This is a genomic window from Rhodoferax sp. (genome assembly GCF_028689305.1).
GTDB lineage: Bacteria > Pseudomonadota > Gammaproteobacteria > Burkholderiales > Burkholderiaceae_C > Rhodoferax.
The window spans coordinates 1-12,848 of the sequence record NZ_JAQTWM010000094.1 but is presented as its reverse complement, the minus strand read 5'-3'; the positions used below and the strand labels follow the sequence as shown (position 1 = coordinate 12,848).

Sequence of the window (12,848 nt, the reverse complement as noted above, 5' to 3'; positions counted from 1 at the left end):
AGACCTATGTGGAACTCGGCATGGGGGTGGGCATCGTGGCTTCGATTGCGCTCGACCCGGAGCGCGATCTTGGGCTACGCACGCTGGATGCCAGGCACCTGTTCGAGATCAACCTGACCCGCCTGGCTGTTCGCCGCGGCACCTGGTTGCGCGGTTACGCCTATGGCTTTATCGAGACCTTTGCCCCCACGCTGACCCGAAGGGTGGTTGAGCAGGCGCTGGTCGAAACATCTCTGACCGAACCGGCCAACGAACTGCGTTCATGACAGGGAGGTGAGCTCGCGTGGCAAGGTCCAGGCCGGTGTCGCGCCGGTTTCGGTGATGACAAACTGGTCTTCAATGATGAAGCCGCCTTCACCGTCAACATACAACGGTGTTTCGAAAGCCAGCACCATGCCTGGTTCGATGGGGGTGTGGGATTGGGCTGCAATAAACGGTGCGACCTCGCAAAATGTATCTTGTCCCAGACTGTGCCCAAAGTGCCCGCGAGTAAAAGATGAAAAGCCGGCCTTGCGAATGGCCTGTGTGGTGCGTGTATACACGTCGCTGAGCAGATAGCCTGGGCGCAAGACTTCTAGGCCTGCCGCAAAAGCATTCGCCAGCGTCTGCATGATGTCGTAGGTGCGCGCACGCGGTTGCCCCAGCACATAGGTACGACCGCTGTCTGAGCTGTAGCCTTCGACCAAGCAGCCGACGTCAAATTTCAGAACGTCACCTTGTTGCAAAACACCGCCACCTTGCCAGGGCAAGGCCCCTACCGTGGTGTATTCCCACTGGCCGGTAAGCTTGGTGCCGGTGCGTTGAGCCTCGGTGGCCACGCCGGCATGCCAGGCGGCGGCAATGGCGTCGCGTGTGATGCCTTCGGTCACTTGCGACAGTGCGTGTCGCATGCCCGCTTCGGCCAGTGAGGCTGCCTGGATCAATCGTGTGATCTCGGCTGTTGACTTGACGGCCTTGATGGCGGCTACCGTGGTGCTGGCATCGACCCAGCGCACATTGGGCAGCGTGGTTTGTAGGATCTGAAAGTCCACCACGGGCCAGAAGTCGAAATCCAGCCCGATACGTGCGTTGGCCAGCCCGCGTTCGCGCAGCAGCTCACCCAGTTGGCGCAAGGCCAGCCCGATGTCAAACACGGCAGGTCGCTCAAAACCTGCGGCCCGACCGGATGTCAGATGTGCCTGGTTGACCGACATGACTGCCGTCGCATCAGGGTTGGCTTTCAGGACGCTTCGGATGTCGGCGGTTTCCACCCAGTCTGGATGCGTTCGTACATGGGAGTCTCCCAGGATTCTGCGTGCCTGGGTTGCAAACAATTCGGTGACCACTGCAGCAATGGGGGCGGCTGCATCGGCAGGCACCAGGGCCAGCGCCGCACCAGCCCGACGAAAGAAGGCGGCCACGCCGGGTGGCGCTCCAGTGGCCCAGATGAAACTCTCGGGTTTGGACAGTACCAGTGCTTCCACGTCCAGTGTCTGCAAATGGGTCTGGGTGCGTTGGCGGTTGATGTCAGCCATGGTGGGTTCTCGATGCTACAAACAGGGGTAAGTCAGATGGCGTCGGCAACCAGGGGAAAAGCGCTACGTTGACCGGCCTGCGGCACAGCCGCAATCAAGCTACGGGTGTAGTTATGCTGAGGCTGTTGCCAGATGGTTTGGTGTGTGCCACTTTCCACCACCTTGCCCTGGTTCATGACCATCACGCGGTCGGCGATGTAACGCACCACTGACAGGTCATGCGAGATGAACAGGTAGGACAGTTTGAAGTCGTTCTTCAGTTCCACCAGCAGATTCAGGATTTGCGCCTGGATCGAGACATCCAGCGCCGAGACCGGCTCGTCCAGAATCACCAGCTTGGGTTGTACCACCAGGGCACGGGCAATACCAATGCGCTGGCGTTGTCCACCGGAAAATTCATGCGGGTAACGGTTGCCGCAATTGGCAGGAAGGCCGACGCGGTCCAGCAAGGTGGTGATGCGTGCCTGACGGTCCTTTCGGGAAGAGAGTCCGTGAACCTTCAGCACCGTATCGAGGATGTCAAACACCGTCCGCCGTGGGTTCAGCGAGCCAAACGGGTCCTGAAACACCATTTGTATTTTCCGCCGCCAGGGATGGAGGTCGCTTCCGTGCAATTGGGTGAGGTCGGTGTTTTGCAATAGCACGCGGCCTGACGTTGGTTCCACAAGTCGCAGCAAGGTTTTGGACAGGGTGGATTTGCCGCAGCCGGATTCCCCCACCAGCCCGATGGTTTCGCCAGCTCCGATGGAGAATGACACACCGTCCACCGCACGAACCACACCGCCGGATGTGGTGTAGTGAGTGTGCAGATTGTCTACCTGTAGGAGCGGCTCGGGGGGGGTGTCGTTGGTCACGTTGTATTGGGTGGGTGGGGTATGCAGGGTAAAGACCCGCTCACCACGTTTGTCGTCCACATGTTTACGTATCTCCGGTAGGTGCCCCTCGGTGTAATGCCGTTCCATTCCTGCGTGCAGCGAGGCGCCCAGCAGCCCACGGGTATAGGCATGTCGGGGTGACGTGAACAGCTGTTCTGTCGGTGCCTCTTCGACCTTTTCGCCACCATACATCACGGCGACCCGGTCTGCCCTCTGAGATACGAGGCCGAGATCATGGGTGATGAGCAACAGGGACATGGCGAGTTCGCGGCGCAGTGAATCCAGCAGTTCCAGGATTTGGGCCTGAATCGTGACATCCAGCGCCGTGGTGGGTTCGTCCGCCACCAGCAGGCGTGGCCGACAGGCGACTGCCATGGCAATCATCACACGCTGGCGTTGCCCACCCGAGAGCTGGTGTGGATAGTCATTCACACGGCGCTGGGGTTCTGCAATACGTACCAGATCCAGCAGTTCGATGGCGCGGGTGTGTGCAGCCAGCACCGACAGGCCCTGATGCAAGCGCAGTGACTCGGCAATCTGCTCCCCCACGCTGTATACGGGGTTGAGTGAACTCATCGGCTCCTGAAAAATCATCGAAATGTCGCGCCCGCGCAGGCGCTGTAAGGCCAGCGGCGGCAGGCTCAGAATGTCTTGTCCGTCCAGCCAGATGTGACCTTGTACCTGCGCCAGCGGCGATAGCAGGCGCAGCAAGGCCAATGCCGTGGTGGATTTGCCGCAGCCAGACTCACCGACCAGCGCCAGGGTTTCACCTTGATGCAATTGCAGGTTCAGGCCACGCACGGCATGCAAATTGCCATGAGAACCCTGAAACTGCACATTCAGGTTCTGGATATCCAGCAATACCGGCGCGGCACTCACAGCCGACTCCTGAGGCGAGGGTTGAGGGCATCATTGAGGCCGTCTCCTACCAGATTGAGGGAAAGCACCGTCACCACAATGGCGGTGCCGGGAATGGCGCTCAGGGTCCAAGCGGTACGCAAGTGGGTGCGGCCCTCGCCAATCATGCTGCCCCAGGACACCACGTTAGGGTCGCCCAGACCGATAAACGCCAGGGCTGACTCCATCAGGATGGCAGTGGCTACCAGCACCGATACCGATACGATCACTGGCGACAGGGCATTGGGCAGGATTTCCTGAAAGATGATGCGTGTGTGGCCAAAGCCCTGACTGCGTGCCGCCAGAACGAATTCGGATTCCCGAAGTGAACGAAACTCGGCCCGCACCAGACGGGCAATCATGGGCCACGAGGCCAGTCCGATGGCCAGTACGATCACTCTCACGGATGGCTGCCCGATGGCAACGATCACAATCACCAACAAAAATGAGGGCACAGTTTGTACCAGCTCGGTCAGACGCACCAACAGGTTGTCTGCCCACCCTCCGAAGTAACCGCTTGCCGCGCCTACCAGCACGCCTATGAACAGGCTCAACGTCGCTGCCACGACCCCTACCATCAGCGAGACCCGGGCACCATGCACCACTTCCGCGGCGACGTTGCGGCCCATAGAGTCGCTGCCGAGAAAAAATTTGCTGTTTTCCAATGGTGCGATCATGGGTTGGGTCACCATGTCCAGAGGGTCACCTGGAAACAACACGCCAGCAATCAGCGCCAGCACGCTGATCATGACCAGCAGCAGACTCCCGACCAGTGCAGCCGGGTTGCGCAACAAGGCACGCAGAGTCGTCTGTGAATTAAAAAGTGTCGTCATGGAAAAGTGTGGTTCAAAAAAATCTCAGCGTGACTGAATTCGTGGGTCTAGCCGGGCGTGCAGGCCGTCGACCAGCACATTGGCCGCAATCACCAGTAACGATGACATCAGCAAAATGCCCAGAAGCACGTTGAAATCGCGGGCCTGTACCGATTCCAGTGCCAGTCGACCCAGGCCGGGCCAGCTGAACACCGACTCGACCACCACCGCGCCACCCAGCAACGTGCCCAGCTGCAGTCCGGCTACGGTGGTTACCGGGATCAGCGCGTTACGCAGCACATGACGGATGCTGACGGCCAGGGGCGATAGTCCCTTGGCGATGGCGGTCCGTACAAAGTCCAGGTGGCGGACTTCAAGCATGGCCGCACGGGTAAGCCGGGCAAACAGCGCCACAAAAAAGCCGGCCATGGCCAGCGCGGGAAGCAGCAGGTAATGCGCTACATCGACCACATGAGCCCAGCCGGTATAACCTGCGCCGATGGTTTCATGACCACCGGGCGGTAGCCAGCCGAGCTTGACGGCAAACAGCACAATCGCCATCAAACCCAGCCAGAAGCTTGGTGTGGAGTACAGCAACAGGGCCAGGACCGATAACACCCGATCCGGCCAGCGGCCAACCTTGCTGGCCATGATGGCACCCAGGAGCACACCCAGCGCCAGTGCCAGGCCCAATGCGGTTAGCATCAGCAGCAGGGTATTGCCCATACGGGCAGCAATCAGGTGTAGCACCGGCTGGTTGTGTCGTGGCGAGATTCCCAGATCCAACTGCGCCAGATGACTCAGGTAGATCATCAGTCGTTCCAGTATCGGCAGATCCAGACCGAAGTGTGTGCGCATCCGGGCCATGGTTTCTGCCGTGGCAGAGCCTGCCTCTGCCGCCATCACATCAACGGCATCTCCCGGCACCAACTGCAGCAACAGGAAGTTGAGAACCACCACGCCAAGCATGGTGGGCACCGCCTGCAAGGCAGTGCGTTGCCAGCCGTTCACGGTGCGAAGTAGAGGTCGGCAAAGCTACCGCGAATACCTTCCGCCGTGGGTGCATAGTCGCGTACTTTTTTTGCAGCTACCGTGATGTTGGGGTTGGCGCCCAGTTCAATGGACGGGATGTCGATGTACACCTGTCGCTGGAAGTCGACGAACAACTGGCGGCGCTTGGCGTCATCCACCTCCACCGCGGCGGCTTCAAGCAAGCGGTCTACTTCGGGGTTCACGTAATGAGGCGTATTGGAGAAGGGCAGGCCAATCTTGAAGTTTTTGGACCAGAACACCCGTTGTACGCCCAGTGTTGGGTCAAACAGATTCAACAGGCTTTCGGCAGTGATGTCAAAAGCGCGATCGGTATAGACCTTCCTGGTGTAAGTGGCAAAGTCATAACTTTCGATCACGGCATCGATGCCGACCCGGCTCAGGGACTGACGCAGGAAGTCTGCGGTGCGGCGCTCCAGGAACGGGTTGTAGAGCAGGCGCAGCTTCAGGCGGATACCGTTGGCATCCCGCTTGTGACCAGCGGCGTCCAGCAGGGCTTCAGCCTGCTTGAGGTTGTACGGTTGATGCTTGATGCTGGTGTCGTGGTACTTGCTCAGAGCGGGGCCGATGGGAGAGGCAGAAATCTTGCCGTAACCAAACCACACCACATTGTTGTAGGCATTCACATCCACGGCCTGGGCAATGGCGCGACGCACCTCCAGGTTCTTTAGCACCGGAGAATCCAGGTTGAAATACACCTGTTGATGGTTGCCCCAGTAGGGCCACTGGCTGGTATCCACGGTCAATTGCGGCAGCTTTTTGAAGCGTTCTACATCAGACAGCGGAATGGCTGCATTGCCCAGTTCTACATTGCCCGATTCCAGAGCTGCGGCACGCGCAACGCCGTCTGGGATGAAACGCACCACCACGCGGTCTAGATAGGGTTTGGGTTTGTCCCAGTAATTGGGATTTCGGTCAAAAATGGCATGGCTGCCCTGGACCCATTCCTTGAAGACAAACGGGCCGGTACCGATAGGTGCGCTGTTGTATTTGTTGGCAGCGATGTCGGTACCTTCATACAGGTGTTTGGGCACGATGGGTGACTCGGCGGCCGCCAACGCGGTCAGCAGAAACGGGGCTGGTTTGTTCAGTACCAGGACTGCAGTATGGGCATCGGGTGTCTTGACCTCGGTGACATTGGCAAACGTGCCACGGCCCCGAGGGTGTACCTGCTTGAGGGTGAGGATGGAAAACGCTACGTCTGCTGACGTGAAATCCTTGCCATCGTGCCATTTCACGCCTTTGCGCAATTGGAACCGGTATTGCAAACCGTCCTTGCTCACATCCCAGGCTGTGGCCAGTTGAGGCTTGGGCTTGAGGTCGTAGCCGTAGGTCAATAACCCCTCTACCACCTTGGGTCCGATGTCGCTGTTGCCGCCAGCAGAGGTGGTCAAAGGAATGAGTGAGGTCGGGATCGGGTTGACGACCCAGTTCAGGGTGCCGCCGTGACGGGGCTGTGCGTGTGCGCTCAAGGAGGTCAGGACCCCCAAGGCGACGACGGCACCAATAACGCGCCCGAAAGTGATGGCTTTGGATATTCGGATCATGCAAGTATCTCCAGGAAAGAAACGAGCATTACAACGAGGAAGAACCTGTCAGACAACAAAGTTTTTGGAGTATCAATATGCGGTTTTTGACCTTGTCAGGAAGATTGTTTGGCGCTGCGGTGGGATAGGGGTGGTCGCAATGGCCGTGGCCAGTCTGTTGTGTCATTTCCTTCTAAGTTCATGCGAAATGCTTCGAACGGATGGCTGAAATTTTGTTTACGCTTGAATTCGCGCCGTGATCCGAGAACGGTGTTTTCTTCAACTTTGCCAAGGAATCCAACATGAGTACAAACCAACATCCTGCGGCTGGTAGTGGCGGTCGCCGCACCTTTCTTCGGGCGACTGGTGCAGTGGGTGTAGCTGCCAGCCTGGGGATTCTGGCGAGCGAGGCGTTCAGCCAGGACAAAACCCCCAAGAAGCTCAAGATCGCGTGGGCACAAGGTGCCGCCTGTCATTCACCGTTGGCGTTTGCGAAGGAAAAGGGCATTTTCATCAAACATGGTCTGGATGTGGAGCTGATCGACTTCCAGGGTTCTTCAGAGCAGTTGCTGGAAGCGATTGCCACCGGTAAGGCCGATGCTGGACTGGGTTTGCTGCTGCAATGGCTCAAACCGCTGGAACAAGGTTTTGACGTCAAGCTGGTGGCGGGTACCCATGCGGGGTGCATGCGTTTGCTGGCTTCTCCCACGGCTGGCATCAAGCGTGTGGAAGACCTGCGTGGCAAAACGGTTGCTGTGTCGGATTTGACCAGTCCGGCGCGGGATGCCTTCATCGTCACACTGGCGAAAGCCGGCATTGACCCGGAGAAAGAGGTGCAATGGAAAGTCTTTCCTGGGGATCTTCTCGGATTGGCGGTGCAAAAAGGCGAGGCCCAGGCGCTGGCGCATCTGGATCCAGATACTTACCGTTTCATCAAGCAGAACAAGCTGGTGGAGATTGCCAACACCCAGTCTGGCGTCTATGCCGATCGCACCTGCTGCGTGGTGGGTGCCAGCGGCAAATTGTTGAAGAACGACATTGCCGCAGCCCGATCACTGGTGCGCGCTGTGCTGGAAGTGCATGAGCTGACGGCCAAGAGTCCGGCGGCGGTAGCACAAAACTATTTCAACCAGTTCAAACCCGGTGTCTCGGTGCCGGAGTTGGTAGAAATGCTCAGCGCTTTACCCTACACCCATCATCCGATTGGTGAACCGCTCAAGCAAGAGTTGGTTAAGTCGATTGATGACCTGAAGCTGGTCAAAGTGTTCAAGCCCTCTCTCGACGCGACGAAGTTGGCGGCCAGGATTTCCGCCAACATTTTGGCCTGATGTACCGCGTCAGTGAGGCACTGGCCAGATCGGCACGATCAACCGGTGCGCGGTCCTCGGCCCGGTGGTTGTCCTGGCCGACCGGGCTGATGGCCGCTGTTGCCTGGTGGCTGGCAGCCGGTGTTACCCTGGCCTTGCCAGATCTGCACGAATGGGAAAGCACCATGGCCCTGGCCCAGGTGGAGGCCACGCTGGGTTTTGCATTGCTGGTGCTGGCTCTGCTGCCTTACCGATTCAGTGGGCCAGTCACCCGGCTGCGTTATTGGGGACCGTGGTTGGTGGCATTGGGGTTGGTCTTTGCGGTGTGGGAAGTGGCAGTGGCCAAGTTCGGCTGGTTACCAAGGCCTTTTTTTGCGCCGCCCCAGGGCATTGTTGATGTGTATCTGGAAGACTGGGAGCGACTGGGTACCTGTGTGTTACACACCCTGCGTCTGTGGGGTGTTGGCTATTTTTTCGGGGTCACGTTGGGGGGCGTGGCCGGCACGGCAATTGGCTGGTCGACCCGCGCCGCCTATTGGCTGCATCCGGTGCTCAAGGTCATTGGTCCGGTGCCTGCCAATGCATGGCTGCCGATCGTGTTTTTTGTCTTTCCAACCACGTTCAGTGGCAGTGTTTTCCTGATTGCTCTGGCCTCAGGTATCCCGGTCACCATCCTGACATGGTCGGGGGTGGCGTCGGTAGACAAGGCACTTTATGACGTGGCCCGGACGCATGGTGCCAACCGCCGTTTTTTGGTGCGCCATGTGGCCATACCCGCAGCATTGCCGCATGTGTTTGTGGGACTGTTCATGGGGCTTTACAACTCGTTTGCCGTGCTGGTGGTGGCTGAGTTGCTGGGAGTCAAGGCCGGCCTGGGCTGGTATTTGCAATGGGCCACAGGTTGGGCCGCTTATGGCAACGTCCACGCAGCTTTGCTGATCATGGCATTGATGTGTTCCGGTCTGGTTACCCTGCTGTTCATGGTGCGTGACCGTTTGTTGTCGTGGCAGAAAGGCCTGGTCAGATGGTAAGTGTCACCCCCACAGGGCATGGCGTTGAGATTGAGAACGTCAGTCATCACTTCGATATTGAAACCCGACGTGTATCGGTGTTGGAGCAATTCACCCTGAGTGTGGCGCCAGGTGAGTTTGTGGCGATTCTGGGGCCATCGGGTTGCGGCAAGTCCACCTTGTTGCGGCTGGTGGCTGGCCTGGAGCAACCGGTGGGTGGGCGTATCGAGGTCAACGGTACCCAAGTAGTCAGCCCTGATCCATCGCGTATCCTGATGTTTCAGGATCCCACCCTGTTTCCTTGGCGCACGGTTCGGCAGAACGTGACGCTCGGTCTGGAAGCGCGTGGTGTTCTGCCGCAGCAACAGTACCGTGTGGACGAGACGCTGGCATTGGTTCGACTGGATGGCTTTGCCGATGCCTTGCCGCATCAGCTCTCGGGGGGGATGGCGCAGCGGGTGGCCTTGGCCCGTGCCTTGGTCAATGATCCCCAGCTGTTGTTACTCGACGAACCTCTGGGCAAGCTCGATGCACTGACCCGGCTGAAGATGCAGGGTGAGTTGGAGTCACTCTGGCGCAAGACGGGGTTTACCGCAGTGCTGGTGACTCATGATGTTGAAGAGGCGCTGCTGCTGGCGTCCCGTGTGTTGGTGCTGTCGGACCAGCCCGCACGGATTCTTGCCGAGGTGAAAGTGGATCGGCCTTATCCCCGCAGTCGTGACGATGCCTGCATCATGGCCTTGCGCCAGGAGCTGCTGGCGGTGTTGCAGATTGACGCGCTGACTGGCACAGTCGAACTGGCCAGCGAAGGACTGGCCGCATGAGTGGTCTGCTGCGTCGCAGCTTGTGGGGACTGGGGGCAACGCTGGTGGTGATGGCCGTGGTCTGGTGGGGCATTGTTTTCCGCAGCGTGGTGAGTTATGACTACCTGAGCTTGCCGCAAGCGACCATGTGTCTGGGTTTGTCCAGCAGCATTTGTGAGCTGGCCATGTCGCTGTGTAGCACACGCATTCGCCACTTCTTGGATCTGAACTGGTATTCACCGGATCTGCTGTGGGTGGGCCTGATTCTGGTGTTTGCCAGCATGACCTTGCATTCTCGTCAGAAGTGACAGACATTTTCGGCCTTAGCCCGCATATCATATGACTTTTTTGCTATTAAATATATAGCAATTATTGACGACCCCAACTGACGGGGTCGTTGTCGTTCAGGCGGCAGCCAGGGCCTGATCCAGATCGGTCAGTAAATCGTCGATGTGCTCAATGCCGATGGACAGGCGCACGGTGTCGGCGGCTACGCCGGCCTTGGCCTGCTCCTCGGCGTTGAGCTGGCGATGGGTGGTGGTGGCCGGATGGCAAGCCAGCGACTTGGCGTCCCCAATGTTGACCAGCCGGGTGAAGAGTTTCAGCGCATCCTGAAACTTCGCTCCTGCTTCCAATCCGCCCTGAATGCCAAAAGTCAAAATGCCCGAAGGCTTTCCGCCCAGGTATTTCAGTGCCAGGGCATGATCCTTGTGCTCTGGCAAGCCCGCGTAGTTGACCCAGGTGACTTTGGGGTGGGCTTGCAGGTGGCGTGCCACCTTGATGGCGTTGTCGGTGATGCGATCCAGCCGCAATGCCAGCGTCTCGATGCCTTGCAGGATCAGAAACACGTTGAAGGGGGAAATGGCTGCGCCGATGTTGCGCAAGGGCACCAGCCGCGCACGACCAATAAAAGCCGCTTCTTCCAGCGCCTCGTTGAACACCACACCGTGGTAGCTGGCATCTGGTTCCGAAAATTGCGGAAAGCGGTCCTTGTGTTCGACCCAGGGAAACTTGCCCGAATCCACGATGATGCCGCCAATGGAATTGCCATGACCGCCAAGGTATTTGGTGAGTGAATGCACCACGATATCAGCCCCATGTTCGAATGGGCGAAGCAGGTAAGGCGAAGGCACGGTGTTGTCAATGATCAGCGGAATGCCATGGCGGTGGGCTATGTCAGCCAGCTTGGCAATGTCGGTGATGTTGCCAAGCGGGTTGCCAATGGATTCGGCATAAATCGCCTTGGTCTTGGCGTTGATCAACGGCTCAAAGGTTTCAGGCTCACTGGCGTTGGCAAACTGCACGCCAATGCCGAGTTTAGGCAACACTTGGGCAAACAGCGTGTAGGTGCCACCATACAGCGTTGTGGCGGCAATGATGTTGTCACCGGCTTCGGCCAAAGTCAGGATCGAAAAGGTGGTGGCTGACTGGCCCGACGCCAGGGCCAGGGCGCCAACACCACCTTCAAGCTCGGCTACCCGGCGTTCCAGCACGTCCTGCGTCGGGTTTTGCACCCGGGTGTAAATGTGGCCATCGGGAACCTTCAGGTCAAACAGGTCGGCGCCATGCTGGGTGTTGTCAAACGCAAAAGAGCTGGTCTGATAGATGGGAACCGCCACGGCCTTGGTGGTCTGGTCGGGTGAATAGCCTGCGTGAACAGCGCGGGTTTCAAATTTAAAGCTCATGGGATCTCCTTTTGAACGATGGGTGTGACAGAAAAAGTGGTGATGTCGTCAGCGCGTGAGCAGGCCAGCGTCAATCACGAATTGCGTTCCGGTGATGTAGCGGCCTCGCTCCGAAGCCAGGTACAACACTGCGGCGCTGACGTCTTCAGGCTCGATCCACGGCACTGGCAGCAGGTTGCCGGCCGAGCGTTCGGCAATTTCAGTGGGTGTGGCACCTTCCAGAAAGGCCAAGCCATCATTCATGCCGGTGTTCACGCCCGTGGGGTGAATGGAGTTGACACGAATGCCGTGTGGAGCCAGTTCCAGCGCCAAGGCCTTGGTCAGCCCGGTCAGTCCCCATTTGGAGGCGGTGTAGTGCGACAGCTTGGCAAAAGCACGCAGGCCCGCCACCGATGAGTTGTTGATGATGACCCCTGAGCGCTGCGCCACAAGGTGTGGGATGACCCGGCGCGACACCAACCAGGCCCCCTTGAGGTTGATGTCCAGCACGGCATCCCAGGCCTCCTCGGTCAGCTCGTGGGCCAGGCCATAGGCGGCGATGCCGGCGTTGTTGAACAGTATGTCGATACGGCCAAAGGCGGCGACTGTCTCGTTGACTGCATGGGTAATGTCTGCGTCCACCCGCACGTCACCCACAAAGGCCAGGGCCTCGCTGCCCAGTTCGTGTACCTCTTGCACCAGGCTGTCGAGTTCATCGGATTTGCCCAGTGCGTAGCCCGGGTAGTCCAGCGTGCGGGCAATGTCAAAAGCCACGATGCGTGCACCCTCGGCAGCCAGCGCCAAGGCTGTTGCACGTCCCTGGCCATGTGCTGCGCCGGTGATAAACGCTACTTTGCCGGAGAACTCAGCCATGTGCGACCTCCCCGGCACTGTAGCCTTGAAGACTCTCATCAAGGTCAATACGCAGCGCATTGTTGAACACGTTGGTGGCGATCATCAACGTGCCGAAGGCGGTGAGTGCCACCAACTGGGTATCGTCAAATGCGGCCTTGAGTCGCTCCCACAACGCATCGTCCAAGCCATGGGGATCATCGGCCAGTGCTGCACCGTAGTCCACCACCGCTGCCAGCGGCTCGGTAATGACCAGTTTGGCGGGGTCTTCCCCCGCATCCATGAGCTCGCGGCGGAAGTAGGTGGAACACAACACACAGGCGTTACCGGTGGAGATGGCATGGCAAAACAGGGTGATACCGCGTTCACCTAGAAAAGCCTTGACTTCATCACGCAATGGATACCACTGGAGCAAGGCATGTAAAGACACCGGGGAATGCGCCAGCGTGCGCTTCATGTTGGTGGCGGTGCCGTAGCCTGCCTCAATGCTGCGCAAGGTGGTGAGTTGTTCTGGCGTTGACGAGTTGAATTCAAGCGG

The 12,848-nt window shown here is 58.7% G+C and carries 11 protein-coding genes and 2 pseudogenes; 5 read left to right on the top strand and 8 right to left on the bottom strand.

The genetic code is table 11. The features are described 5' to 3' along the window. Window positions 1-266 (top strand): annotated as a pseudogene (locus PHW99_RS15625) (hypothetical protein); the annotation flags it as partial. On the opposite strand, the gene PHW99_RS15620 reads toward PHW99_RS15625, so the two are convergent. From PHW99_RS15620 to PHW99_RS15600, 5 genes are read right to left on the bottom strand one after another with little or no spacing between them, the layout of a single operon-like run. Continuing rightward, on the bottom strand, window positions 261-1,514 hold the full coding sequence (locus tag PHW99_RS15620) for a Xaa-Pro peptidase family protein (RefSeq protein WP_300179604.1): 1,254 nt from the start codon (window positions 1,512-1,514) through the stop codon (window positions 261-263). The pseudogene PHW99_RS15625 and the gene PHW99_RS15620 sit on opposite strands and share 6 nt — an antisense overlap. A 32-nt stretch (window positions 1,515-1,546) precedes the next feature. After that, the gene (locus PHW99_RS15615) at window positions 1,547-3,268 is read right to left on the bottom strand and encodes an ABC transporter ATP-binding protein (RefSeq protein ID WP_300179601.1); all 1,722 of its coding nucleotides are present in this window, start codon (window positions 3,266-3,268) and stop codon (window positions 1,547-1,549) included. Beyond that, window positions 3,265-4,119 carry an ABC transporter permease gene (locus PHW99_RS15610; RefSeq protein ID WP_300179598.1) on the bottom strand — a complete coding sequence of 285 codons (855 nt, stop codon included), beginning with the start codon at window positions 4,117-4,119 and terminating at the stop codon, window positions 3,265-3,267. Before PHW99_RS15610 ends, PHW99_RS15615 begins: the two co-directional genes overlap by 4 nt. A gap of 24 nt (window positions 4,120-4,143) precedes the next feature. Further along, complete coding sequence (locus tag PHW99_RS15605) at window positions 4,144-5,067, bottom strand: ABC transporter permease (RefSeq protein ID WP_300179606.1); 924 nt, start codon at window positions 5,065-5,067, stop codon at window positions 4,144-4,146. Window positions 5,068-5,105: 38 nt separating this feature from the next. Beyond that, a complete protein-coding gene (locus tag PHW99_RS15600; RefSeq protein ID WP_300179595.1) occupies window positions 5,106-6,695 on the bottom strand; it encodes an ABC transporter substrate-binding protein in 1,590 nt (529 codons plus the stop codon). A gap of 281 nt (window positions 6,696-6,976) precedes the next feature. Here PHW99_RS15600 and PHW99_RS15595 point away from each other — a divergent pair, with 281 nt between their 5' ends. The 4 genes from PHW99_RS15595 (at window position 6,977) to PHW99_RS15580 (ending at window position 10,102) form a co-directional block, all read left to right on the top strand. Then, entirely contained in the window at window positions 6,977-8,002 is a 1,026-nt protein-coding gene (locus PHW99_RS15595; protein ID WP_300179592.1) for an ABC transporter substrate-binding protein, read from the top strand. A gap of 89 nt (window positions 8,003-8,091) precedes the next feature. Then, complete coding sequence (locus tag PHW99_RS15590) at window positions 8,092-9,012, top strand: ABC transporter permease subunit (RefSeq protein ID WP_300179589.1); 921 nt, start codon at window positions 8,092-8,094, stop codon at window positions 9,010-9,012. Next, window positions 9,006-9,815: an ABC transporter ATP-binding protein gene (locus tag PHW99_RS15585; RefSeq protein ID WP_300179587.1), complete on the top strand. Its 810-nt coding sequence runs from the start codon at window positions 9,006-9,008 to the stop codon at window positions 9,813-9,815. Before PHW99_RS15590 ends, PHW99_RS15585 begins: the two co-directional genes overlap by 7 nt. Then, window positions 9,812-10,102 carry a hypothetical protein gene (locus PHW99_RS15580; RefSeq protein WP_300179585.1) on the top strand — a complete coding sequence of 97 codons (291 nt, stop codon included), beginning with the start codon at window positions 9,812-9,814 and terminating at the stop codon, window positions 10,100-10,102. The genes PHW99_RS15585 and PHW99_RS15580 overlap by 4 nt, the downstream gene beginning before the upstream one ends. 96 nt (window positions 10,103-10,198) lie before the next feature. On the opposite strand, the gene PHW99_RS15575 is transcribed toward PHW99_RS15580, so the two are convergent. The 3 genes and pseudogenes from PHW99_RS15575 to PHW99_RS15565 all read right to left on the bottom strand — a co-directional run. Then, on the bottom strand, window positions 10,199-11,479 hold the full coding sequence (locus PHW99_RS15575) for an O-acetylhomoserine aminocarboxypropyltransferase/cysteine synthase family protein (protein ID WP_300179582.1): 1,281 nt from the start codon (window positions 11,477-11,479) through the stop codon (window positions 10,199-10,201). A 48-nt stretch (window positions 11,480-11,527) separates the two neighbouring features. Continuing rightward, window positions 11,528-12,331: a mycofactocin-coupled SDR family oxidoreductase gene (locus PHW99_RS15570; RefSeq protein WP_300179579.1), complete on the bottom strand. Its 804-nt coding sequence runs from the start codon at window positions 12,329-12,331 to the stop codon at window positions 11,528-11,530. Further along, window positions 12,324-12,848: pseudogene (locus tag PHW99_RS15565) on the bottom strand (hypothetical protein); the annotation flags it as partial. The pseudogene PHW99_RS15565 and the gene PHW99_RS15570, both read right to left, overlap by 8 nt.